Source organism: Micromonospora zingiberis, assembly GCF_004331455.1.
Classification (GTDB): domain Bacteria; phylum Actinomycetota; class Actinomycetes; order Mycobacteriales; family Micromonosporaceae; genus Micromonospora; species Micromonospora zingiberis.
This window is the reverse complement of sequence record NZ_SJJR01000017.1, coordinates 52,385-75,872: the sequence shown is the minus strand read 5'-3', so window position 1 is coordinate 75,872 and position 23,488 is coordinate 52,385. Positions and strand designations below refer to the sequence as shown.

At 71.9% G+C, this 23,488-nt stretch carries 20 protein-coding genes; 12 read left to right on the top strand and 8 right to left on the bottom strand.

The features are described from left to right. Nucleotides 1–241: 241 nt before the first annotated feature. The 4 genes from E0H26_RS21865 to E0H26_RS21850 all read left to right on the top strand — a co-directional run bounded on the left by E0H26_RS21865 (nucleotide 242) and on the right by E0H26_RS21850 (nucleotide 3,982). A complete protein-coding gene (locus E0H26_RS21865) occupies nucleotides 242–1,981 on the top strand; it encodes a PP2C family protein-serine/threonine phosphatase (protein ID WP_131306681.1) in 1,740 nt (579 codons plus the stop codon). Continuing rightward, nucleotides 1,978–3,036 (top strand): cobalamin B12-binding domain-containing protein, encoded by a 1,059-nt coding sequence (locus tag E0H26_RS21860; RefSeq protein WP_131306679.1) that lies wholly within the window; start codon nucleotides 1,978–1,980, stop codon nucleotides 3,034–3,036. The genes E0H26_RS21865 and E0H26_RS21860 overlap by 4 nt, the downstream gene beginning before the upstream one ends. Nucleotides 3,037–3,114: 78 nt before the next feature. Continuing rightward, nucleotides 3,115–3,474: an STAS domain-containing protein gene (locus E0H26_RS21855; protein WP_131306678.1), complete on the top strand. Its 360-nt coding sequence runs from the start codon at nucleotides 3,115–3,117 to the stop codon at nucleotides 3,472–3,474. Between the two features lie 58 nt (nucleotides 3,475–3,532). Further along, entirely contained in the window at nucleotides 3,533–3,982 is a 450-nt protein-coding gene (locus tag E0H26_RS21850) for a response regulator (RefSeq protein ID WP_131306676.1), read from the top strand. A gap of 4 nt (nucleotides 3,983–3,986) precedes the next feature. Here E0H26_RS21850 and E0H26_RS21845 read toward each other — a convergent pair whose 3' ends face one another. From E0H26_RS21845 to E0H26_RS21835, 3 genes are all read right to left on the bottom strand, one after another. Continuing rightward, on the bottom strand, nucleotides 3,987–4,853 hold the full coding sequence (locus E0H26_RS21845; protein WP_131306674.1) for a hypothetical protein: 867 nt from the start codon (nucleotides 4,851–4,853) through the stop codon (nucleotides 3,987–3,989). A gap of 270 nt (nucleotides 4,854–5,123) precedes the next feature. Continuing rightward, on the bottom strand, nucleotides 5,124–5,546 hold the full coding sequence (locus E0H26_RS21840) for an OsmC family protein (protein ID WP_131306672.1): 423 nt from the start codon (nucleotides 5,544–5,546) through the stop codon (nucleotides 5,124–5,126). 59 nt (nucleotides 5,547–5,605) lie between these two features. After that, entirely contained in the window at nucleotides 5,606–6,553 is a 948-nt protein-coding gene (locus E0H26_RS21835; protein ID WP_131306670.1) for a serine/threonine-protein kinase, read from the bottom strand. 167 nt (nucleotides 6,554–6,720) lie between these two features. Here E0H26_RS21835 and E0H26_RS21830 point away from each other — a divergent pair, with 167 nt between their 5' ends. The 3 genes from E0H26_RS21830 to E0H26_RS21820 all read left to right on the top strand — a co-directional run bounded on the left by E0H26_RS21830 (nucleotide 6,721) and on the right by E0H26_RS21820 (nucleotide 9,219). Beyond that, nucleotides 6,721–6,942, top strand: a complete 222-nt coding sequence (locus E0H26_RS21830) for a hypothetical protein (protein WP_131306668.1) — start codon at nucleotides 6,721–6,723, stop codon at nucleotides 6,940–6,942. A 76-nt stretch (nucleotides 6,943–7,018) separates the two neighbouring features. Further along, on the top strand, nucleotides 7,019–7,765 hold the full coding sequence (locus tag E0H26_RS21825) for a response regulator transcription factor (RefSeq protein ID WP_131306667.1): 747 nt from the start codon (nucleotides 7,019–7,021) through the stop codon (nucleotides 7,763–7,765). 17 nt (nucleotides 7,766–7,782) lie between these two features. After that, nucleotides 7,783–9,219 carry a sensor histidine kinase gene (locus E0H26_RS21820; protein ID WP_131306780.1) on the top strand — a complete coding sequence of 479 codons (1,437 nt, stop codon included), beginning with the start codon at nucleotides 7,783–7,785 and terminating at the stop codon, nucleotides 9,217–9,219. 255 nt (nucleotides 9,220–9,474) lie between these two features. Here the strand turns inward: E0H26_RS21820 and E0H26_RS21815 are convergent, their stop codons facing one another. Then, on the bottom strand, nucleotides 9,475–9,879 hold the full coding sequence (locus tag E0H26_RS21815) for a VOC family protein (RefSeq protein ID WP_131306665.1): 405 nt from the start codon (nucleotides 9,877–9,879) through the stop codon (nucleotides 9,475–9,477). A gap of 188 nt (nucleotides 9,880–10,067) precedes the next feature. Between E0H26_RS21815 and E0H26_RS29410 the strand changes: the two genes are divergently transcribed. From E0H26_RS29410 to E0H26_RS21800, 4 genes are all read left to right on the top strand, one after another. Then, the gene (locus E0H26_RS29410; protein WP_165521952.1) at nucleotides 10,068–10,217 is read left to right on the top strand and encodes a hypothetical protein; all 150 of its coding nucleotides are present in this window, start codon (nucleotides 10,068–10,070) and stop codon (nucleotides 10,215–10,217) included. An 11-nt stretch (nucleotides 10,218–10,228) separates the two neighbouring features. After that, nucleotides 10,229–11,680: a class I SAM-dependent methyltransferase gene (locus E0H26_RS21810; protein WP_131306663.1), complete on the top strand. Its 1,452-nt coding sequence runs from the start codon at nucleotides 10,229–10,231 to the stop codon at nucleotides 11,678–11,680. After that, complete coding sequence (locus E0H26_RS21805; protein ID WP_131306661.1) at nucleotides 11,673–13,706, top strand: sulfatase-like hydrolase/transferase; 2,034 nt, start codon at nucleotides 11,673–11,675, stop codon at nucleotides 13,704–13,706. The genes E0H26_RS21810 and E0H26_RS21805 overlap by 8 nt, the downstream gene beginning before the upstream one ends. 250 nt (nucleotides 13,707–13,956) lie before the next feature. Next, the gene (locus E0H26_RS21800; RefSeq protein ID WP_131306659.1) at nucleotides 13,957–15,240 is read left to right on the top strand and encodes a citrate synthase; all 1,284 of its coding nucleotides are present in this window, start codon (nucleotides 13,957–13,959) and stop codon (nucleotides 15,238–15,240) included. Between the two features lie 155 nt (nucleotides 15,241–15,395). Here E0H26_RS21800 and E0H26_RS21795 read toward each other — a convergent pair whose 3' ends face one another. From E0H26_RS21795 to E0H26_RS21780, 4 genes are all read right to left on the bottom strand, one after another. Then, on the bottom strand, nucleotides 15,396–16,070 hold the full coding sequence (locus tag E0H26_RS21795; RefSeq protein WP_165521951.1) for a fasciclin domain-containing protein: 675 nt from the start codon (nucleotides 16,068–16,070) through the stop codon (nucleotides 15,396–15,398). An 86-nt stretch (nucleotides 16,071–16,156) separates the two neighbouring features. After that, nucleotides 16,157–18,283: a M14 family zinc carboxypeptidase gene (locus E0H26_RS21790; RefSeq protein ID WP_240742306.1), complete on the bottom strand. Its 2,127-nt coding sequence runs from the start codon at nucleotides 18,281–18,283 to the stop codon at nucleotides 16,157–16,159. Between the two features lie 128 nt (nucleotides 18,284–18,411). Then, the gene (locus E0H26_RS21785; protein ID WP_131306656.1) at nucleotides 18,412–19,068 is read right to left on the bottom strand and encodes a response regulator transcription factor; all 657 of its coding nucleotides are present in this window, start codon (nucleotides 19,066–19,068) and stop codon (nucleotides 18,412–18,414) included. A 500-nt stretch (nucleotides 19,069–19,568) separates the two neighbouring features. Continuing rightward, nucleotides 19,569–20,972 carry a glycosyltransferase family 4 protein gene (locus E0H26_RS21780; RefSeq protein ID WP_131306654.1) on the bottom strand — a complete coding sequence of 468 codons (1,404 nt, stop codon included), beginning with the start codon at nucleotides 20,970–20,972 and terminating at the stop codon, nucleotides 19,569–19,571. 398 nt (nucleotides 20,973–21,370) lie between these two features. Here E0H26_RS21780 and glgX point away from each other — a divergent pair, with 398 nt between their 5' ends. After that, the gene (gene glgX / locus E0H26_RS21775; protein ID WP_131306652.1) at nucleotides 21,371–23,488 is read left to right on the top strand and encodes a glycogen debranching protein GlgX; all 2,118 of its coding nucleotides are present in this window, start codon (nucleotides 21,371–21,373) and stop codon (nucleotides 23,486–23,488) included.

Genomic DNA, 23,488 nt, shown 5'->3' with positions numbered 1-23,488 from the left:
GTCGTCTCGGGTCTTCGACCGTGGGACAGCAACGATCACGCCTTCCGCGGGTGGCGGGCGGTCAGGGGCGTCCCGGATCGTAACAACCGCCGCGCTGTTCCGCCTGACGGGCGGCCGACCAGGGCGGTTGGACCGCCGCCGGGTGGCGGCGCGGCCACACCGGCGTACCCTGGGGACGGGACGCGACCAGGCACACCGCGCGAACGCGGGTGCGGCATCGAGAAGGAGTGGGGCTCAGCTGGTGACTGGTGCCGACGTCAGGGACATCGACCCCGGCGACGGACGGTTTTCCACGCCGAGTGCCTCGCGGGCCCCGGCGTGGCACCCCACCACGCCCATCGCCGGACTGCCCGCCATCGAGCCGTCGCCGGCCGTCGCCGACTGGCCGGAGGTCATCGAGCACCTGCGTGAGGGCCTGGTGCTGTGCGGTCCGGACGACGTGGTGTGGCAGGTGAGCCCGGTGGCCGAGCGACTGCTGCCGGAGCTCGTCGTGGGTGGCACCTTCGCCGGCTTCGAGTGGGACGGCCCGGTTGCGGAGATCACCCGACATGGCCGCCGACTGCGTGTCCGGCGGGTGCCGTTGTCCGCCGGCCGCACCTGCTGGTACGTCGAGGACGTCAGCGAACACGGCGGGCCGGCCGACGCGCTCGCCGCTGAACGGGCCCGGTCGGCCTTCCTGGCCGTGGTGGGGGAGAAGCTCGGCAACCCGCTGCATCCCGACCGGGCCGCCGCCGCGGTGGTGCGGCTCGCCGTGCCCGTGCTGGCCGAGGCGGCGGTGCTGATTCTGGCCCCGCGCTCCGGACGGGCCCGCTGGTGGCGGGCACGCCGCAGCGACGACGACACGCCCACTGTGGACCGGGGAGTGCTGGCCGCGACGGAGCTTCCCCCAGCCGTCTCCGACAGCCTGCACGGGAGGCAGTCGCACGTCGTCGAGTGGCTCGCCGAGCAGGCCGTCGAAGCCGGCTGGCTGCCCGGGCTGACCGCCGCCGACGTCTGCGCCCGGCTGGTCGCGCTACCCGGCCGGGACGCTCCTGCGGGGGTGTTGTTGGTGGCCCGGTCGGCCGACGACTGGTACGGCGCGGAGGACCTCGACCTGCTGCGGGCCTTCGCCGCCCGAGCCGGCGCCGCGTTGACCACCGCCCTGCTCTATCGCAGCCAGGCCGAGGTGGCCGACACGCTACAGGCCAGCCTGCTGCCGGTGGAGCCGGCGGAGGCGCCCGGCGTGCAGTGGGGTACGGCGTACCGGCCGGCGCAGGCCGGCCTGCGGATCGGCGGGGACTTCTACGGTTCACACCGACTGCCCGACGGCGGCTCGGTGTTCTTCCTCGGCGACGTGTCCGGCAAGGGGGTCGAGGCCGCCGTCTTCACCGGCCAGCTGCGCCAGTGCCTGCACGCGCTGCACCGGATCGAGGCGCAGCCGGCCCGGTTGCTGCGCCTGCTCAACGACGCCCTGCTGGAGACCACCCTGGCGCACGGGCAGGGCCGGTTCGCCACGATCGTGCTGGGCGTGGTCCGTCCGCACCGCGACGGCGGCCTGGCGTTGACGCTGGCCGGCGGTGGTCACCTGCCGCCGCTGGTGGTGCGTTCCTCCGGTGAGGTGGAGCAGTTGCCGCTCAGCGGGATGCTCATCGGCGTGGTGCCGGACCCACGGGTCGGTCAGGTTTCCACCCGACTCGCCCCCGGCGAGACCTGTCTGCTCTACAGCGACGGTGTGACCGAGGCGCGGGGCGGCCGGCGCGGTGTCGAGCAGCTCGGCACCGACCGGCTGGTGCAGGCCGTGAGCGGCTGCCAGCGGATGCCGGCGCCCGCCCTCGCCGAACGGATCGAGCAGGTCACCTGCGACTGGCTGGCCCAGCGCGACCACGACGACATCGCGGTGCTCGCGCTGCGCGCCACCGGCGCGGGCGGTCGGCCACCCCGGCACCTGCACGCGGTGCCCACCCCCGCCGGCATGGTTCGGGAAGCGGCGGCGACACCGTGACCACGGCGACCACGGGTGTCGGGCCCGCCGCTGTCTACCCGCAATACCTGCACTGCCTCGCCGAGGCCGACGAGCCGGCCGCCATCGCGGTGGCCCGGGAGTTGCTCGACGCCGGCGTGCCCGCCGACCGGGTGCTGCTGGACCTGGTGGCACCCGCACAGGCCGAGGTGGGGGAGCGCTGGGCCCGCAACGAGTGGAGTGTGGCCCAGGAACACGCGGCCACGCACGTCAGCGAGCGGGTGGTGGCGGCGATCGCCGCGTACGCCGATGCCCGGCCGGACCGGGGCCGGATCGTGGTGGCCTGTATGGACGGCGAGTGGCACGCCCTGCCGGCCCGGCTGGTGGCCGAGGTGCTGCGGCTGCGGGGCTGGCAGGTGACCTTCCTCGGTGCCAGCGTGCCCGCCGCGCACCTGGTGTCGTACCTGCACCGGCACGACGCGTACGCGGTCGCGTTGGCCTGCGCGCTGCCGATGCGGTTGCCGCACGCGCACCGGATGATCGAGGCGTGCCGGCGTTCGGACGTTCCGGTGGTGGTGGGCGGCCGGGGCTTCGGCACGGATGGCCGGTGGGCGCGGCGGCTCGGGGTGGCCTGGGCGCCCGACGGACCGGCCGCCGCCGACCTGCTCGCCGACGAGCGTGCGTTGCGCGGCGCCGGCCCGACCGAGCTGGCCCATCTGGCCGACGACGAGTACGCCAGCCTGGTCGGCCGCCGCGGCGAGCTGATCGACAGCGCCCTGGCCGACCTGACGCAGCGGATGCCGGCCGTCCGCGACTACACCCCGGCGCAACTGGACTCGACGGTCAGTGACCTCGGGTTCCTGCTGGATTTCCTGGCCGCCGCGCTCTACGTCGACGACGGCACGCTGTTCACCGAGTTCGTCGACTGGCTGGTGACCATCCTGGTCAGTCGGGGCGTGCCGGCCGCCGCGGTGGGTGCCACGCTGCGTCACTACTCGGGCGCGTTGCATGACTTCCCGCGCGCTGCGGTCTACCTTGCCAACGGTTACGCGTCGTTGCCCGCGTCGGGGCGGCGGACCTCTCCGGCGGGAGCGTAAACTGCGGCCCGCCGTGTGGCTCGCTCTATACTTGCCTCACTGCAAGCATTCGTCCCTGGGCGGCGAGAGGGGAATACCGTGACGTTCACCGTCACGTACGCCGAACGCGACGGCGGCGGGCCGGCCCGCCTCCGTCTTGCCGGTGAGCTCGACATGAGCAGCGCCCCCGAGCTGAACGAGGCGATCGATCGGTTGGCCGCGGCCGGGCAGCGGCGGCTGCTGGTCGACCTGACCGACCTCACGTTCTGTGACTCGACGGGGATCGCGGTCTTCGTACGCGGCGACAACCGCGCCGCCGCCGAGGGCGGTTGGCTGCGGGTCACCGGCGCGACCGGTCGGGTGGAGCGGGTGCTCAAGGTGACCGGCCTGGCTGAGGTGCTGGGGTACGGTGCCGACACCGCCGACCCGGGGCCGGGCGGCCGGGCCGGAATGGGCTAGATTCGCCGCCAGCGTGGGATCGTGAGATCCCATCCTCGCCGACCTGAGGCAGGTATTGATGGCCGCTCGTGCCCTTGACCCGGTTCGCATCCTCGTCGTCGACGACGATCCGGGCGACGTGCTCATGATCGAGGAGGCCCTGGCCACCTCGGACGTCGACAAGGTCATCGACGTGGTCGGCGACGGCCAGGAGGCGATGGAGTTCCTGCGCCGTGAGGGCCGGCACACCGGCGCCCACCGACCGGACGTGATCCTGCTCGACCTCAACATGCCCCGGATGGACGGGCGCCAGGTGCTGGGTGAGGTGAAGGGCGACGAGGACCTGCGCACCATCCCGATCGTCGTGCTGACCACCTCGAACGCGGACACCGACATCATCAGCAGCTACACGTTGCAGGCCAACGCGTACGTCACCAAGCCGATCGACCTGGACGACTTCAACGACGTGGTACACCGCATCGACGAGTTCTTCGGCCGGGTGGTCGTGCTGCCCAAGCAGCGCCCCTGACCGTTCAGACCAGCGCGGCGACGATGGTGCCGGCCCGCTCCTCGTGCTGGGCGTACGCGTAGGGGAAGGCGGAGATCTGTACGGCCTGGGCCGCCATGGTCAGGCTCATCTCCTGCCAGCCGGGCACCTCGATCAGGGCCTCGTAGAACGCGCGGGCGGCGTACGCGGGACGCATCAGGTCGGGTACGGTGCCCCAACCGCTGCTCGGGCGTTGCTGGAACAACCCGACCGAGTCGTGGTCCCAGCCGATGGCCTGGTGCGGGTAGTTCTGCGACTCGGGCAGCACGCCGCTGGCGTAGTTGAGCAGGGTGCTCTCCTGCATCGCCGTGGCGACGGCGACGACCAGACCCTGGCGCGGGATCTTCATGTCGACGCCGACGTCCACGATCACCTTGGCGTTGTCCATCTGTGCCTGGCTGAGCCCGGCGACCGGCTTGGGTTTGGCTGGTTTGGCCGGTTTGGTCGGCGACTTCTTCGGTTTCGGGGTGGCGGACGGCGTGGCGGTCGGGGAGGCGGACGGGCTGGGACTGGCCGGGGTGGGGGAAGGGCTGCGCTCCAGGGAACGGGAGGCGGCGCCGTCCTCGGCGGCCAGCGCGCGGTCGGCTACCGCCTCGGCGACCTGGGGCAGGGGGCCCTCGTCGGTCTCCCGGGTCGCGGCCAGCGCCACCGCGCTCGCGCCGAGGCAGCAGGTCACGCCGGTGGCCAGTGCCACCCGGATCGGGGTGGCGGCCAGCAGGGCGCGGATGCCCCGCCGCGCCGGCGCCGCAGCGCGGTGCCGGCCTATCATCCGTTCGGATGATGCTCCTTCGGCCGAGCGGCTCGCCGATCGCTGGGGGGTCAGCTTCTGGTCGATCTGGTCGTCGGGATGCACCCGCCGAGGCTAGAAAGCTCTCGGCCCGTTGCCATCGGGCCGGTTGGTGGCATGAGTCACAATTTGCCGCTATCGGCCGGGTGAATTTCCCTAGCCGCGCCAATAGTGGGGCCAATCAAATCTATCCGCTATTTCGCTTATATCCGGAATGCCGTGGCAAAATGGCAGGAAATGCCGATCTTGCGGCAGTCAATGGTTGCCTCGGCCTGCCTCCACCGAACGGCCGACCCCGGCCTCGGTCCCACAGCGCGACCGGATGGGGTGCTCGGCTCAGGGCCGTCCGTTCTCGGCGGGGGTGACGGTGAGCCGGTGGCGGCTGCCGTCCCCGCTCGAGAACGGCCACAGCCGGTCGGCGTGCTCCACCAACTCGGCGAGCTGCTGCCGGGTCAGGCCGACCGAGGAGATCGAGGCGTGCACGTCGGCCCGGTACCGCCCGTCGTCGTCGCGGCCCAGCTTCGCCTCCGCGCGGACCTGCACGGTGTGCGCCTCGTCGGTGATCCCACCGGCCGCCTCCACGGCGGCGTGGTGCAGGCAGGACGCGAAGGCGGCGGCGAGCAGCTGCGAGGGAGTCAGGCCGGTGCAGTGCGGCGCCAGCGGCGAGGCGAGGGCGGTGGACAACACCTCGTCGTCGGTGTGGATGTGGCCGCCTTCGGCGGTCGCGGCGGCGACCTCGTTCAGCCAGGAACTCGGCATCGCGTTCCTCCCGTCACTCACCGCCCGGCTACCCGAGCCCGGTCCGGTGAAACCGGAACTCAGCCGCCGTGCCGGCTCCACTGGATCGCGGCCGCCGCCTCGGTGACCTCGGCGGCCGCCCGCTCCGTCCACGGGCTCACCGACGCCGGCCGCTGCCGTGGCAGCAGGGGTTGGTGCATCGGCACGTACACCCGCGCGTCCACCACCTCGGCCAGCAGCAGCGCCGCGACGAGGCTGCCCGGCCGTTGGGTCGGCTCCTCGGCGAGACAGCGCCGACACACCTCGGCCACCTCGGCGGGGAGCCCGGGAACCTCGGGCAGCGGCTGTGGCGGCTGCCGTCGGTCCGGGCCGAGTAGTTGGGTGACGCTGTCGGCCGGGTACGGCAGCCGCCCGGTCAGGCAGCAGTAGAGCAACACGCCGAGGGCGTACATGTCGGCCGCCGGGGTGGTGGGCGCCCGCCGCAGTTGCTCCGGGGCCAGATAGGCCGGCGTACCGACGACCATGCCCTTGGGGGTGGTGTCGGCGCTGCCGGCCGCGAGGGCGATGCCGAAGTCGAGCACCTTCACCCCGGACGGCGTCAGCATCACGTTGGCCGGCTTGACGTCACGGTGCACGATGCCGTGCGCGTGCGCGGCGGCCAGGGCGGCGCTCACCTCCGCGCACACCCGCACCGCGATCCGCCAGTCCAGCGGGCCACCGCGCAGGTGGGCGGCGAGCGTCTCGCCCGGCACCAGCTCCATCACGATGTACGGCGTCTCCCGGCCGGTGACCGTGGCGCAGGTACCGAAGTCGTGCACGTTGGCGACGTTGGGATGCACCAGCCGGGCGGCGGAGCGGGCCTCGGCCCGGATGCGTTCCACCGACGCCACCCCGTCCGGCTGCTCGGGGGAGACCAGCTTCACCGCCACCGGCCGGTCCAGCACCGCGTCGTGGGCCCGCCAGACCTCGGACATCCCACCGACGCCGATGCGCTGTTCGAGCCGGTACCGCCCGTCCAGCGTTCTCATCGACCGCCCCTTGCCCTCGTGCCGCGCCCGCCGGGCCTGCCTCGCCCGTGGCTTCGGCACCCGTACCCCACCTCCGATCAGGGCAAACCGGCCTCGGGCGGCGGCCGGTGCGTTAGCGTGCGAGCCGGGGGAGCGGTGATACCAGGGAGTCTGGAGGGGAACGGGTGATGAGTGAGGTGACCGTACGCTTTGTCGGTGGCCCGGCCCACGACCTGGTCCGGGAGCTACCGGCCGGCCCGGACGGTGCTCCGCCACGGTTGTGGGTGCTGCGGCGGCCCGAGTCGGCACCCACGCCGGCCGCCGACCATCTCTACGCCCGCCAACGGCCCGACGGGACGGTCTGGACGATGCGTTTCGTCCGTACCGACCCGGTCGGCGTGACCGAGTGAGAGACCGTCCGCGCGCACAGCCGGCTCACAGGGGCCGCACAAGTCACCCCCAGCGTGCCGGACCACGATGGGGTTCATGATGACCGAGGGTGAGGTCGGGCCGGGCCGGGTCGAGCTGCGCCGACCCGATGGTGAACCGGTCCGGGTGCTGGTGGTCGACGACGAACCCACCCTGACCGACCTGCTGTCGATGGCCCTGCGCTACGAGGGCTGGCAGGTGCGTACGGCCGGCGATGGGATGGCCGCCATCCGCGTCGCCCGTCAGTTCCAGCCGGACGCCGTGGTGCTCGACGTGATGCTGCCCGACCTCGACGGCTTCCAGGTGCTGCGCAGACTGCGCGAGGACAGCGAGGGCGTACCGGTGCTCTTCCTGACCGCCCGGGACGCGGTGGAGGAGCGGATCGCCGGGCTGACCGTGGGCGGCGACGACTACGTGACCAAACCGTTCAGCCTGGAGGAGGTGATCGCCCGGCTGCGGGCGCTGCTGCGCCGCTCCGGCTTCGCCGTCACCGCCCGTCAGGAAGCGGTGTTGACCGTCGGTGACCTGACGATGGACGAGGACAGCCACGAGGTGCGCCGGGACGGGCAGTTGGTCACCCTGACCGCCACCGAGTTCGAACTGTTGCGGTACCTGATGCGCAACCCCCGCCGGGTGTTGAGCAAGGCGCAGATCCTCGACCGGGTGTGGAACTACGACTTCGGCGGCCAGGCCAACGTGGTCGAGCTGTACATCTCGTACCTGCGCAAGAAGATCGACGCCGGCCGGCAGCCGATGATCCACACGCTGCGGGGCGCCGGGTATCTGCTCAAGCCGGCGGAGTGAGCGTGCCGGGTCGGTGGCTGGCGGGCTGGTCGCTGCGCACCCGCCTGGTGGTCACCCTGGTCGCCCTGCTGGCCGTGGTCAGCCTGGCCATCGGCGGTATCACCACGGCGGCGCTGCGGCACTTCCTGGTCTCCCGGCTGGACGAGCAACTGCTCCCGATGGTCGAGACCCGTACCGGGGCGCCCTGGGAGCCGGGCCCGGGAGCGCCGCCCTGGAACGACGTGCGGGTGCCCCGCGGCTTCCCACCCGGCACGATCAACGCCCGGATCGTCGACGGGCAGGTCATCGAGGCGTGGACGCTTATCGACCGGCAGGAGCGGGCGGTACCGGTCGACGAGGTCCCCGCGCTGGCCACCGTGCCCACCGACGGCCACGCGCACAGCCGCGACCTCGGCGACCGGGGCAGCTACCGGCTGGTCGCCCGGCAGTCGACCGGGGGAACGATCCGGGTGCTCGGAGTGCCGCTGTCCGGGGTGCAGGAGACCGTCGGGTGGATGGTGCTCGCCCAGGCCGGCGTCACCGCCGCCGGGCTGCTGGTCGCCGGCACCGCCGCCACGGTGATCGTCCGGGCCACCCTGCGCCCGCTGCGCCGGGTCGCCGCCACCGCCGGCCGGGTCAGCGAACTGCGGCTGGACCGGGGCGAGGTGGCGCTCTCCGAACGGGTCCCGGCCGCCGACACCGACCCGCGTACCGAGGTCGGCCAGGTCGGCGCCGCGCTCAACCGGATGCTCGGACACGTCGCCGCCGCGCTCGCCGCCCGCCAGGCCAGCGAGACCCGGGTACGCCAGTTTGTCGCCGACGCCAGCCACGAACTGCGTACGCCGCTGGCCGCGATCCGTGGCTATGCCGAGGTGGCTCGCCGGGGCCGTGACCGGGTGCCGGACGACGTGGCGCACGCGCTGCGCCGGGTCGAGTCGGAGAGCACCCGGATGACCAGCCTCGTCGACGACCTGCTGCTGCTGGCCCGGCTGGACTCCGGTCGGCCCCTCGCGGTCGAGCCGGTCGACCTCACCGCGCTGGTGGTGGACGCGGTCAGCGACGCGCACGCCGCCGGCCCGGAGCACCACTGGCAGCTCGACCTGCCCGAACAGGTCGTCCGCGTACCCGGCGATCCGGCCCGGCTGCACCAGGTGTTGGCGAACCTGCTGGCCAACGCGCGGGTGCACACCCCGCCAGGGAGCACCGTCACCACCAGCCTGCGACTGGCCGCCGACGCCGCCGAACTCAGCGTCACCGACGACGGCCCCGGCGTACCGCCCGAACTGCGGGCCGAGGTCTTCGAACGGTTCGCCCGGGGCGACAGTTCCCGGTCCCGCGCCCACGGCAGCACCGGACTCGGCCTGGCCATCGTCGCCGCCGTGGTGGCGGCCCACCACGGCAGCGTCGCCCTCGACAGCCGGCCCGGCCACACCGTGTTCACCGTCCGGCTGCCGAATCCCACAGCGGACGCATAGCCGACCCAAGGGCCGCCGCCCCGGCCGTACATCGGCGGGTCGCAGTCCAACAGCGTGCTGGAGTTGACGCTGGGCTCCAAGCGAATCCGAGCCATCGTGGACGGCGGAGGGCCGTGCTCGGCTGTCCGGCGCCGCCACGCGCCACAGCACCCGAGATCTTGGTACGAATACGCCCCCCAAAGGGCACATTCGTACCAAGATCTTTCCGATGGGCAGCGACCGGCGAACCCTGCGTGCCGCGACCGGCCGCCGGGCTCACGAGTCGACGGTCGGCAGCGGGGCGAACAGGTCGATTGCGTTGCCGTCCGGGTCGTGCACGACCGCGTAACGCTGTCCCCAGAAGGCGTCCCAGGGCGTCCGGTGGCCGTGACCACCGGCGGCGGTGAGTTCGGCGTACCAGTGGTCCACCTCGGCCGGGCTGGCGCAGCGGAAGGCCAGCGCGGTCCGGGCGCTCCCGACCGGTGGGGCCCAGTCGGGATCGAAGGAGCGGATGGTGTCGACGTCGTCCCAGGCGAGGCGCAGTCCGCTGGGCAGCCGCACCTCCACGTGTGGTTCGCGTTCCGCGCCGGGCGGGATGTCGATCCCGAGCCGGCGGTAGAAGGCCACGCTCCGGGCCATGTCCGTGGTGACCATGCCGACGAGGTCGAGTTCTGGGGTCATGGCCGCAGGCTACGCCCGGCCGGCGGCCACCGTCTTGAACGAAACGGACCGGGGAAGTGGGCGTTGTGCCCGACAGGACGCCGACGAGCACGTACGGTGGCAGAAGTCCGGCTAGATCGCCTAAATCCGAAATGCGAATGTTTGTCGGCGCGGCCGGAGGTCGACACGGCGAGGGGAAGGAGCGGTCGGTGAAGCACTTGGCGTACCTGGACGCGGGTTCCGGCAGCCTGATCGTGCAGGCGGTGGTCGGCGGGATCGCCGGCGTCGCGGTGGCCGCCAAGCTCTACTGGCGCAGACTGGTCAGCCGGTTCCGCCGCCAGCCCACCGACCAGAGCTGACCGGGGCCGGCATGGCGATCCCGCACCTGCGCGACGCCGCGCAGCCCGTACCGACGGGCACCGACCTGCGGCCCGAACCCGGCTCGTTCCGCGACCCGGCCAACCAGGTCTTCCACGCCGGCCAGGACGTGCTGCGCGCCCTCGACGAGACGGCGGCGGCGCACTGGCGGGCCCTGGCCGGCAGTGACTTCTTCCCGCCCCTGCTGGCCACCGGCAAGGTCTGCGGCACCGAGGAACTGCCGCCGGGCACGGCGCCCGAGCGGTGGGCGGCGATGCTGCGCCACGAGCGCATCCCCTTCGTCTCCCACCCGTACGAGTGGTCCTTCGCGATGCTGCGCGACGCCGCGCTGCTGCACCTGGAGATCCTCCGGGCGGCCCTGCCGGCGGGCTTCACCACCAAGGACGGCTCGGCGTACAACCTGCAGTGGCGGGGCACCGACCCGATCTTCATCGACGTGGGTTCGTTCGCCCCGCTGCGCGAGGGCGAACCCTGGGCCGGCTACCGGCAGTTCTGCCAGACGTTGCTCTACCCGCTGCTGCTCAACGCACATATCGGGGTGGACTTCCAGCCGTGGCTGCGGGCCCGGATCGACGGCATCGAACCGGACCAGATGGGCCGCCTCTTCCGGGGCACCCGCCGCCTGCTGCCCGGCGTGCTGACCCACGTTCACCTGCACGGCAGCGTGCAACGCCGCAACGCCGGCCGGAGCACCGCCGTCGTACGCGAGCAGTTGCGCGACGCCGGCTACAGCCGTGAGCTGGCGCTGGCCACCGTACGCGGGATGGAAAAGCTGGTCCGCCGGCTGGACCACCAGCCGCCGGAGAGCCACTGGGTGGACTACCAGCGCACCTGTGGCTACTCGGAGGACGACCGGGCGACCAAGGAACGGTTCGTCACCGCCGCCCTGGCCAGCGCCCCGCGACGGCGCCTCGTGCTCGACCTCGGCGCCAACGACGGCCGGTACGCCCGGCTCGCCGCCCGACACGCCGGCTACGTCGTCGCCGTGGAACAGGATCCGGCGGTGGTCGACCGGCTCTACCGCACCCTGCGGGGCGAGGGTGAGCGGCGGATCCTGCCGCTGGTCATGGATCTCGCCGACCCGTCGCCCGGCGGCGGTTGGCGCGGGAGGGAACGGGCCTCCTTCGCCGCCCGCACCGGCGCGGACACCGTGCTCGCCCTGGCCCTGGTGCATCACCTGGCGATCGGTCGTAACGTGCCACTGCCCGAGGTGATCTCCTGCCTCACCGCCCTGGCCGCCCCCGGCGGCCGGCTGGTGGTGGAGTTCGTCCACCCCGAGGACCCGATGGCCCGCCGGCTGCTGGCCAACAAACCCGACGGGATCTTCCCCGACTACCGGCGGGACGCCTTCGAGGCGCTGCTCGCCGCGCACGGCACGGTCGAGCAACGGCTGGAGCTGCCATCGGGCAGCCGGACCCTGTACCAGGTGGCGCTGGGTGGCTGACCAGCCCACCACCGGGCGGCGGGTGCGCCGCTGGCAGTGGGGGTGGGGCGGCTGGCGGGCCGAGGTCGGCCGGCTGCTGGAGGTCGCGGCACTGCTCGGCCTGGTGATCACCCAACCGCTGCTGGACGTGCTCGGCCGCAGCCCGGACTTCTTCCTGTTCCACCGGGCCGACCGCCGGGAGATCCTGCTGCTGGTGGCCCTGATCGCGGTGCTGCCGACGGCGGCGATCGGGCTGCTCGGCCTGATCTGCGGACTGCTCGGGCCGGCCGTCCGCGCGGGCACCCATGCCCTGCTGGTGGGCCTGCTGGTCGCCGCGTTGGCGGTGCAGGTCGGCCGGCACCTCACCCCGCTGCGGGGCGTACCGCTGCTGCTGGCGGCCGTCGTGGCCGGTGCCGCCGGGGCGCTCGCCCACCGGCGGTGGCGGGCCCCGGGCCGGATGCTGCGGGTGGCCAGCCTGGGGCCGCTGATCTTCGTCGGGCTGTTCCTGTTCGCCTCGTCGACCGCGCCGGTGGTGCTGCCGCGCGGCGACGGCGGTGCGGCCGGCACCGCCACCGGCAGCCTGCACCCGCCGGTGGTCATGCTGGTCCTCGACGAACTGCCGCTGGTCTCCCTGCTCGGCCCGGACGGCGGCATCGACGCGCAACGGTTCCCGAACTTCGCCGAACTGGCCGCCGGCTCCACCTGGTACCGCAACGCCACCGGCGTGAGTGGCTGGACACCGTACGCGCTGCCGGCGATGTTGACCGGCCGCTACCCGGCCCAGCCGTACGCCCCGCACTACTCGCACTACCCGGACAACCTCTTCACCGCCTTCGGCGGGCTGTACGACATCCGCGCCGAGGAGAGCATCACCCGCCTCTGCCCACCCAGCCGCTGCGAGCAGCCGGTCATGCCGGAACAGGGGCTCGGCGTGCTGGTCCGCGAGACCGGCCGGCTGCTGCGCCAGGTGACCGCGCCGCAGGACAGCCGGATCGACCCGGAGAACTCCTACCGGGAACGCACCGCCGAGGAGGCGGGCATCGACGCCGCCGAGCCGGTACCGGACGACCCGAAGTTCCGCTGGGACAGCTTGAACGTCAACCAGCCGGCGCGGTTCACCAGCTTCCTCAACGGCCTGACCCCGTCGCCCCGCCCCACGCTGCACTTCCTGCACCTGCTGATGCCGCACTCGCCGTGGGCGTACCTGCCCTCCGGTGCCCGCTACGAGGCGCCGGAGGAGTTCCCCAACGAGGGCGACGGGTGGGTGGACCTGGCCCGCGCCCGCCACCTGGCGCAGCTCGGCTACACCGACCGCCTGATCGGCGAGACGCTGCGCAAGCTGCGCGAGACCGGGCTGTGGGACCAGGCGTTGGTGGTGGTCACCGCCGACCACGGGGTCAGTTTCACCAAGGGGGCGCAGGGGCGCGGGATGGACGCCATCCGGGCCGCCGCCGACGAGGTGGCCTGGGTGCCGATGTTCGTCAGGACGCCGGGACAGCGCGCCGGCCGGGTCGACGACCGTAACTGGGAACACGTCGACCTGCTGCCCACCATCGCCGACGAGGCCGCCATCCGGCTGCCCTGGCCGGTCGACGGCCGGTCCGCCCGCCAGACCCCGCGTACCGAGCCGGGGAAGGTGTTCTACGACCGCCCGGCCGAACCGACGCCGATCAGCGGCGGCGTGCCGGCCCCGCTGCCACCGCCGGCCCCGCATCCGCTCGTCGGTACCGCCGTGGGGGACGCGCCGCCCGGCGGGACCGTCCGCGTCGGCGGCCAGGACGGCCTGCGCGCCGTCGACCCGGACAGCGGCCAACTACCGGCGCTGATCTGGGGCACCCTGCCCGACCAGGTCCCCGACGGCACGCTGCTGGCGGTGGCCGTGAACGGCACCATCGCCTCGGTGGTGCCGGTGGTCGCCCCGGACCCGGGGGGCCGGCGGTTCGCCGCGTTGGTCGCCGACGACCGGGTCTTCCGGGCCGGCGCGAACCGGCTCGACCTGTACCTGGTCGAGCCGGCGGGCACCCTCCGACACCTCACCATTTCCTGAGTCGCGGCGGCGGCGGCGGGCGCCGGCCTGACTGACCCGTCGCACAGTTCCGTTTCGCTCGCGTGCTTCCACGCTCCGTGCGCTCTCCGTTCCTGTCCGTCCTGCTCGTCGGGGTTTCCCAGCCCCGTGGTCGGGAATCGGGTGACGCATACCTCACCGCCGAACCACGGCGGGCGGTGTCGCCGCAACCGCAATTACGGTAGAAGCGAAGGCAATTCAACGTAGATCTGCCGGCGAAGCGAGGAAACACATGACGGAAGTCAAGCTCGACCACCCCGGCGGGCAGCTGTCGATGCCGGTACATTCCGCGGTCGAGGGCCCCGCCGGTGTCGGTGTGGGCAAGCTGCTGAAGGAAACCGGGCTGACGACGTACGACCCGGGTTTCGTCAACACCGCCGCCTGCTCGTCCGCGATCACCTACATCGACGGGGACGCGGGCATCCTGCGTTACCGGGGTTACCCGATCGAGCAGCTGGCCGAGAAGAGCTCCTTCCTGGAGGTCTCCTACCTGCTGATCTACGGTGAGCTGCCGACCAGCGAGCAGCTGACCGAGTTCAGCGAGCGGATCCGCCGGCACTCGCTGCTGCACGAGGAGATGCGCCGGTTCTTCGACGGCTTCCCCCGGGACGCGCACCCGATGGCGGTGCTCTCCTCGGCGGTCAGCGCCATCTCCACGTTCTACCAGGACAGCCTGGACCCGTTCGACGCCCAGCACGTGGAGATGTCCACGGTCCGGCTGATGGCGAAGGTCCCGACCATCGCCTCGTACGCCTACAAGAAGTCCATCGGGCAGCCGCTGCTCTACCCGGACAACTCGCTGGGCTACGTGGAGAACTTCCTGCGGATGACGTTCGGCGTGCCGGCGGAGCCGTACGAGGTCGACCCGGTGGTGGCCCGGGTGCTGGACATGCTGTTCGTGTTGCACGCCGACCACGAGCAGAACTGCTCCACCTCGACCGTGCGCCTGGTGGGCTCCAGCAACGCCAACCTGTTCGCCTCGGTCTCCGCCGGCGTGAACGCGCTGTTCGGCCCGCTGCACGGCGGCGCCAACCAGGCGGTGCTGGAGATGCTGGAGCGGATCCAGGCCGACGGCGGTGACGTGCAGTCCTTCGTCCGCAAGGTGAAGGACAAGCAGGACGGCGTCAAGCTGATGGGCTTCGGCCACCGGGTCTACAAGAACTACGACCCGCGTGCCGCGATCGTGAAGAAGGCGGCCCAGGACGTGCTCGGCCGGATGGCCACGCCCGACCCGCTGCTCGACATCGCCATGGAGCTGGAGGAGATCGCCCTCGCCGACGACTTCTTCGTCTCCCGGCGGCTCTACCCGAACGTGGACTTCTACACCGGCCTGATCTACAAGGCCATGGGCTTCCCGACGAAGATGTTCACCGTGCTGTTCGCGCTCGGTCGACTGCCCGGCTGGATCGCCCAGTGGCGCGAGATGATCAACGACCCGGAGACCAAGATCGGCCGCCCGCGGCAGATCTACACCGGCGCCGCCGAACGCGACTACCTCCCGCTCGAAAAGCGCTGACCGGTAAGGAAGGGCACCTTCCTAACGCCTCCGGTAGAGGAAGGTGCCCTTCTTAACATCTCGCCCCTGCCGCGACACGACGACGGCCGCCGCCCCTGGATCGGGGGTCGGCGGCCGTCGTGGTCCGCGGGGAGGGGGTTTGTGCCCCGCGGCGGTCAGTGAATCGTGTGGTCGTGGTCGTCTTCGGTGCCCGCCGTGGTGGGCAGCGAGCCGAGCACCTGGTTGATCACGTGGATCCGGGCGTTGGCCGCCTGGTAGTCCGCGCACACCGTGTCGGCCCGGTCGGCGATGCGGGCGCCCTGGTCCTGGCCGGTGACGGTCAATCGGGTACCGGCGAGGGTGGTCGCGCTGCCGGCGTCGACCAGTTCGGCCACCGGCATCGGCCCGGTGACCACGTGGTCGCGCAGCAGTTCGCGCAGCTTGTCGGTGTCCTGCAGGAGCAACTCGTCCAGGTTGGTCCGGGAGAACTTGGCGGTGAACGCGTCGTCGGTCGGGGCGAGGATGGTCACCCCCGGCGATCCGGTCAGCTCGCTGGCCAGGCCGGTGGCCCGGACGGCCGCCTCGAACGTGGTGAGCACCGGAATCCATTGCAGGGCCTGGTCTGCGGGCTGGCCGACCAGGGAGTTGGGATTGCCCGGCTCGTCACCGGCCGGCAACTGGTCGCACAGCGAACCGGTCACCGCGACCGCGATCGGCGGGCTGGCCGGCGTCGGGTCGGATCCGCTGGTGCATCCGGCCGCCGCGACGAGCAGGGCTACGGCCGTACCGGCGAGCGTCACCCGCGCGCGGCGGGCGCCCGGCCGCGCGAGCCGAGCAAAGGTGTCGGTCACGATCTCTCCACTGTGGCTGGTGAGGGGTACCGGCAGGCCGGGCGCGGAACCGGCCTGCCGGTACGACGGTCATCGGTACGAAGGTGTCACAGGCTGGCGCACTGGTTGAACTTCGGACCGCTGACCGAGTTGGCGACCTCCAGGTTGGCCGGCGCCGGGCTGTTGCCGGTGCAGCCGAGGGGGCCGTTGACGGTGTTACCGGCGACCAGCGGTGCGCTGCCGGTGCTGTTGACCACGTTGACCGGGCCGCTCACCTTGTTGCCGACCAGGACCACCGGGCCCCGGGTGCCGGTGACGTTCACCGGGCCGTTGACCGTGCTGTCGGTCAGGACGAACCCGGCCGCACCGCTGGCGTCCACCGGCCCGTTGATCGAGCCGCCGTTGACGATCAGCGTGGCACCCGGCTGGACCCGGACCGGGCCCCGAACGGTGGCGCCGTCCAGGCAGGCCACCCCGGAGACGGTCAGCGGACCGTTGTGCGTACCGGTCAGGGTCGGGGCGATCCGCTCACCGACGACCAGGCCCTCAGCGGCCCGCTCGTCGAGCAGCAGCGGCACCAGACCCCGCTCCGGCTGCGACAGCGGGACCAGGTAGCCGTCGGCAACCTTGATCACCTTCCAGCCGTGGGCGGCGAGGCGCTGCGCCACCGTGGTCTGCCGGCCGCTCGGGCCGTCGGTACGCGCCCCGTTGTACTGCTCCTCGGTGAGCTTGTAGGCACACGGCACCTGCTCCAGGATCTGGTCCTCACGCGGCGCGTCCACCGGCGGCGGGGTGTCGCCCGGGTGCGGGGCCGGGTACGCCTCGATCGGGCGGGAACCCCGGAAGACGATCCGGCCGTCGTTCGCCGACTGGAACTTGATCGCCTCGGCCCGGGCCGCGGTGATGTTGCCGACGTTCGCCCCGTGGTACGCCAGGAACTGGTTGAACGTCCACAGCGCCGAGTAGGTCTTACGCCGGCGGTTGTTGGCGGTGTTGCTCTCGTCCGGCCGGGTCGGTCCACCGGAGCTGCGCAGCTCCAGCAGCGAGTTGACCACGTTCTTCAGGCCGAGGGTGTTGCGCAGGATGGTCTCCTCGCCCAGGCCGACGCTGGCCCCGGTGCAGCCGTACGGGCAGGCCCACCAGCCGTCCTTGGCGCCCTCGGTGTACATGTGGCCTTCGATCATGTTCTGCGACTCGTCAAAGATCCCCTGGGCCACGTTCTGGTGGCGCGGCGGCAGCATCGGCAGGTCACCGGTGTTGGTGTTGCCGTACTCGTGCCCGTCGTAGCTGGCGATCGGCCGGTAGTCGCGGACCATCTCGACGAAGGTCTGGGTCTCCGGCTGACGGATCAGCGAGTAGTCCCGGTTCAGGTCCTGACCGGTGGAGTTGCCCCGGCTGTTGGCCGCCCGGCCGTCACCGTTGATGGTCGGCAGGATCAGCATGGTGGTCTTCGACAGCAGGTCGAGGGTGGTGGGGTCCTCGGTGAAGGCCAGCTGCCGGGCCATGATGAAGCACGCCTCGCGGTCACCCGGCTCGTTGCCGTGCACGTTGCAGTTGACCAGCAGCGGGTTCGTCGCGGCCACCGCGTCCGGGGTCGCCGGCGGGGTGGGGTAGCCGATCACGAACATGTTGATCGGCCGGTTGTTGATGGTCCGGCCGAGCTCCACCACGCGGACCCGGTCGCTCAGCTCGTCGATCGCCGCGGTGTACGCGTACTCGTTGACGTCGCTGGTGTACTGCGCGCCCAGCGTGGTCTCCCACTGCGTACGCAGGTTCTGCCCGGGGGTGTTCAGGTCGCCCCAGTGCGCCTTGGTGGTGCCGGTGACCGGAGCCGAGTACGGCTGCGCGGTGGTGCCGAAGCGGGCCCGGACGCGCCACTGGAACCGGTTGCCGGGGGCGAAGCCGGCGTCGGCGAAGGTGGGCTCGGAGTTATTGATCTGACGGTTCGGGCGCCAGACTCCGACGATCACGGAGTTGCCGGTGGTGGTGTCGTCGGCGGCGACCGGGGTGCGCTCGATCTGGTAGTCGGTGGCCCCGTCGACGTGGGTCCAGGCCAGCGTCGCGTACCCGTCGCTCTGGACGACCGTCAGGCCCTGCACCTGGTTCGGCTCCGCCTGCATCTGCAGGGCGGTTCCCGCCAACTGGCCGTGGGCCTGGGCGGGCAACGCGGTAGCCGCGAGGATGGCGGCGAGCAGACTGGAGAAGACACCGGCCGTTGTCCGTCTGTATCTCAAGGGGGATCTCCAAACAGGAGGGATGGCTGGGTATCGACCAGCACACCCGGATCGCGCCGGTCACGGGGCTGCGAGCTGGGAATCTTGAGGATCATCTGAGGTTCGCGGGCCGCTGCGCGGTCGCCGGCTCAGGCGGCTCGCAACCGATAACCGACACCGCGTACGGTTTCCACCAGTCCGGCGTCGTCCAGCTTGCCGCGCAGCGCCGCGACGTGTACGTCCAGGTTGTGTCGGGTCGCCCAGGTGGTCTGCCACACCTCCAGCTGAAGGCGGTCCCGGGGCACCACCGTGCCCGCCTGCCGGGCCAGCGCCACCAGCAGGTCGAACTCCTTACGGGACAGGGCGACCTCCCGGTCGGCGACCCAGACCCGCCGGGCGTCCACGTCGATGCGCAGCGGGCCGACCTGCAGGGCGGTCACGGTCCGGACGGTACGGGTGGTCCGCCGCATCACCGCCTCGATGCGTGCCTGCAACTCCACCATCGAGAACGGCTTCACCACGTAGTCGTCGGCGCCGGCCCGCAACCCCGCCACCCGGTCGTGTTCCTCGGCGCGGGCGGTCACCGCGATGATGGCGACCACCTCGTTGTGCTGGCGGATCCGCCGGCACACCTCCAGGCCGTCGCGGTCGGGCAGGTTCATGTCGAGCAGAATGAGGTCGACTGGCTCGGCCTCGACCGCCTCGGCGGCCGTGACCGCCTGCACCACCTCGTGCCCCCGCCGTCGCAGCGCCGAGGCGAGCCCCGCCGACACGCGCAGATCGTCTTCCACCAGGAGCACCCGCAACCGACACCCTCCTCGACCCACCCCCGCTGGATGTACGCGAGTCTGTCGGATGTGAACCGGCGTTGACCAGTGCGGATACAAGATCGTAACGGCAGAATCGGCTACCCGAACGGGCCTGCCCGACGACGCGAAACGGCAGGCGTCCGGCCTTCGCGCTGGGACCCCGCCGTCGCCGGAGCCCGCCACCCGACGTGCTCCCCGTGCCGCCTCCCTTTCGGTCATCACTGACCGTGACGCCGATTCGCCCCCTCCCACCATCCCCCACGCGCTTTGCTCTGCTTCACCCCACGCAACGCTCGCGTTCCGTGTCCATCGCGGTGCGGCACTTGCGGTCGTTGCCGATCGGTCGACGAAGCCCGCGGCGATCTGGATCGCGGCCAGCGAGGCGGGCATCCTGATGCAGCTCAGGCGCCGTTGCGTCGGTTGAAGCAGAGCAAAGCGTGGGCGGGGGTGGTGGGGACTCGGCCGGGCGGGGGTGGTGGGGACTCGGCCGGGCGGGGTCAGCGCAGGCCGGCGGCGACCAGCAGGTTGCCCTCCGGCACCACGGCGCCCTGCCGGCCGTACGCCATCTGCCGGGCGGCCCGTTCGGCGGTGAAGCCGGGCGCCTGGGCGATGGCCGCCGCGTAGGTGGCCCCGGTGCGGCTGGCGATGGCGGCCCAGCCGTACTGCTCGTGCACCATGGCGCGGGCCCGGCGGGCCAGCGACCGGGCTCGCTCGGTGTCGGAGAGCAGGGTGTGCACCGCGTCGGCCAACGCCTGCGGGTCGTGGGGGCGGAAGGTCATGCCGGTGACGCCCGGCTCGACGATCTCGGCGAGCCCACCGGTCTCGGCGACCGCGAGCGGCGCACCGGCGGCGGCCCCCTCCAGGGCGACCATGCCGAACGGCTCGTAGATGCTGGGCACCGCGAAGCAGTCCGAGGCGGCCATCACCGCCGGCAGGTCCGTCCCGCCGAGGAAGCCGGGCAGGCTGACCGTGCCGGCCAGGCCGAGCCGGTGCACGTCGGCCTCCAGTTCGGCCCGGTACGGGCCGTCGCCGACGATCACCGCGCGCAGCCCGGGGTGCCGCTCCCGCAGTCGGGGCAGCCCGGCGAGCAGGTGCTGCACGCCCTTTTCGTACACCAGCCGGCCGGCGAAGGTGACCAGCGGACCGTCCCCGGCGAACCGGGCCCGCGCCTGCGCGACCGCGCTGGCCGGCACCCGCCAGCGGTGCGGCTCCACCCCGTTGGGCACCACGTCGACCCGGCCGGCGGGCACGCCGAACAGCCCGGTCACCTCGTCGCGCATGTAGCCGGAGCAGACCACCACCCGGGTCGACTCGGTGCCGAGCCACTGCTCGACACCGTGGATGGTGCGGTTCATCTCGCCGGGCAGCCAGCCCTGGTGCCGGCCCGCCTCGGTGGCGTGGATGGTGCTGACCAGCGGCAGGTCGAGGTGTTCGCGCAGGGTCATCGCGGTGTGCGCGACCAGCCAGTCGTGGGCGTGGATGACGTCGTACCCGCCGGTGTCGGCGGCGCGCAACGCGGCCCGGGTGAGCGTGTGGTTGAACGCCATGGTCCAGGCCAGCAGGCTCTCGGTGGCCAGCGGGAAGGTCACCGGGTCCTCGGCGGCGCGGACGACGCGGACACCGTCGACGTACTCCTCCAGCGGGGCGCCCTCGGCGTGACGGGTGACGACGGTGACCTCGTGGCCGGCGGCGGCCAGGGCCACCGACAGGGCGTGCACGTGCCGGCCGAGGCCGCCCACGAGCACCGGCGGGTACTCCCAGGACAGCATCAGGATGCGGTGGGTCCGCGGCGGGGTGGCCGGGCCGGGCTGGGCCGGGATCTGGGGTCGCGAGGTGAGGGTGGGCCGGTGGACCCGGTCCGTGGCGGTGGCGGTCCGCCCGCCGACCCGCAGGGTCGTCACATCAGTCTCCGTCCGTGCAGGAGGGAACGCGCCGGCGTCGGTGGCGGCGAAGGAACAGCGTTGGGTTTCGGACACGCGCGGACGTGTCCGGCGGTGCGAGGATCGAGGCGCGCGACCACGCGCCGACCGATCGGCACGATCACCGGCGCGCGGGCAGTTGCCCGCAAACAAGGAAACGTCATGCTGGCCGGTTCCGCACCTTGAGGACGGTCACAGTGACAGACGGCACCACAGGGATCCATTCGGGGTCGGTCGGGCGGATACCCGGCATTCACCCGATCGGATGGATTGGCGGCGGACCGGGCGGGGCATTACCGCCCCGCGCATCACCCGGGCTCCGCCGGACGATGTGCTCATGGTGCGGGCGCGCGCTCATGATTCTTGGCCTAAGGAGCGACATGCAGGTCTGGCCGGGTGAGCGGTATCCCCTCGGCGCCACGTACGACGGGATGGGCACCAACTTCGCGATCTTCTCCGAGGTGGCCGAGCGGATCGAACTCTGCCTCTTCGACGAGTGGGACGTGGGCACCGAACGCCGGGTCGAGCTACGCGAGGTGGACGCGTACGTCTGGCACGCGTACATCCCGGGGCTCGGGCCGGGGCAGCGGTACGGCTACCGGGTGCACGGGCCGTACGACCCGGCGAACGGGCTGCGCTGCAACCCGCACAAGCTGCTCATCGACCCGTACGCCAAGGCGATCGACGGGGATGTGCGCTGGGATCCGGCGGTCTACGACTACACCCACGGCGACCCGGAGCGGATGAGCGAGACCGACTCGGCGCCGTACATGCCCAAGTCGGTGGTGGTGAACCCGTACTTCGACTGGGGCAACGACGCACCGCCGCGCATCCCGTACCACCACTCGGTCATCTACGAGGCGCACGTACGCGGGCTGACCATGCGGCTGCCCGGCATCCCCGAGGAACTGCGCGGCACGTACGCCGGCATCGCCGCACCGCCGATGATCGAGCACCTGACCCGGCTCGGCATCACCGCCATCGAGCTGATGCCGGTGCACCAGTTCGTCAACGACCACCGCCTGGCCGACCTGGGCCTGCGCAACTACTGGGGCTACAACACCATCGGCTTCTTCGCCCCGCACCACGCCTACTCGGCGCTGGGCCACCTCGGCCAGCAGGTGCAGGAGTTCCGGGGCATGGTCAAGGCGCTGCACGCGGCCGGCATCGAGGTCATCCTCGACGTGGTCTACAACCACACCGCCGAGGGCAACCACCTCGGCCCGGCGCTCAGCTTCAAGGGCGTCGACAACCCCAGTTACTACCGCCTGTCGGAAGAGAACCGGCAGTACTACGTCGACTACACCGGCACCGGCAACAGCCTCAACGTCCGCAGCCCGCACTCACTGCAACTGATCATGGATTCGTTGCGGTACTGGGTGACCGAGATGCACGTCGACGGCTTCCGCTTCGACCTGGCCGCCACCCTGGCCCGGGAGTTCTACGAGGTGGACCGGCTCTCCACCTTCTTCGAGGTGGTGCAGCAGGACCCGGTGGTCAGCCGGGTCAAGCTGATCGCCGAGCCGTGGGACGTCGGCCCCGGCGGCTACCAGGTCGGCAACTTCCCGCCGCAGTGGACCGAGTGGAACGGCAAGTACCGGGACACCGTCCGCGACTTCTGGCGCGGCGAACCGGCCACCCTGGCCGAGTTCGCCTCCCGCATCTCCGGCTCCGCCGACCTCTACCAGGACGACGGCCGCCGGCCCTTCCACAGCATCAACTTCGTCACCTGCCACGACGGGTTCACCCTGACCGACCTGGTGTCGTACAACGACAAGCACAACGAGGCCAACGGGGAGGAGAACCGGGACGGGGAGAGCCACAACCGCTCCTGGAACTGCGGCGTCGAGGGCGACACCGACGACCCCGGGGTGCTCGCCCTGCGGGCCAAGCAGCGGCGCAACTTCATCGCCACCCTGCTGCTGTCCCAGGGCGTACCGATGATAGGTCACGGCGACGAGTTGGGCCGCACCCAGCGGGGCAACAACAACGCCTACTGCCAGGACAGCGAACTCGCCTGGATCGACTGGGACAACGTCGACACCGAGTTGCTGGACTTCACCCGCCGGCTGGTCGAGTTCCGCCGCCGACACCAGGTGTTCCAGCGCCGTCGCTTCTTCACCGGCCTGCCGGTACGCGGCCGGGAGGTCGACGAACCCCTGCCCGACCTGGCCTGGTACACCCCCGACGGGCGGCAGATGACCGGCGAGGACTGGGGCAACGACTTCGGCCGCTCGGTGGCGCTCTTCGTCAACGGCGAGGGCATCCGGGAACGCGGCCAGTACGGCCAACGCCACCACGACGCCTCGTTCTGGCTCTGCTTCAACGCCCACGACGCGCCCCTGGACTTCACCCCGCCGCCGGCCGAGTTCGGTCACCGCTGGGAGATCGTGATCAGCACCGCCGAACCCGACCAGGACAAGGGCACCACCATCGAGGCCGGTGGCACGGTCTGCGTACCGGACCGCTCCCTGGTGGTGCTGGAGAGGGTCGCCTGA

Excerpts from the sequence above, each read along its gene's own strand:
- E0H26_RS21850 (WP_131306676.1), top strand. The coding sequence starts at position 3,533 with ATGGCCGCTCGTGCCCTTGACCCGGTTCGCATCCTCGTCGTCGACGAC.
- E0H26_RS21840 (WP_131306672.1), bottom strand. The coding sequence starts at position 5,546 with ATGCCGAGTTCCTGGCTGAACGAGGTCGCCGCCGCGACCGCCGAAGGC.
- E0H26_RS21835 (WP_131306670.1), bottom strand. The coding sequence starts at position 6,553 with ATGAGAACGCTGGACGGGCGGTACCGGCTCGAACAGCGCATCGGCGTC.
- E0H26_RS21830 (WP_131306668.1), top strand. The coding sequence starts at position 6,721 with ATGAGTGAGGTGACCGTACGCTTTGTCGGTGGCCCGGCCCACGACCTG.
- E0H26_RS21825 (WP_131306667.1), top strand. The coding sequence starts at position 7,019 with ATGATGACCGAGGGTGAGGTCGGGCCGGGCCGGGTCGAGCTGCGCCGA.
- E0H26_RS21815 (WP_131306665.1), bottom strand. The coding sequence starts at position 9,879 with ATGACCCCAGAACTCGACCTCGTCGGCATGGTCACCACGGACATGGCC.
- E0H26_RS21810 (WP_131306663.1), top strand. The coding sequence starts at position 10,229 with ATGGCGATCCCGCACCTGCGCGACGCCGCGCAGCCCGTACCGACGGGC.
- E0H26_RS21800 (WP_131306659.1), top strand. The coding sequence starts at position 13,957 with ATGACGGAAGTCAAGCTCGACCACCCCGGCGGGCAGCTGTCGATGCCG.
- glgX (WP_131306652.1), top strand. The coding sequence starts at position 21,371 with ATGCAGGTCTGGCCGGGTGAGCGGTATCCCCTCGGCGCCACGTACGAC.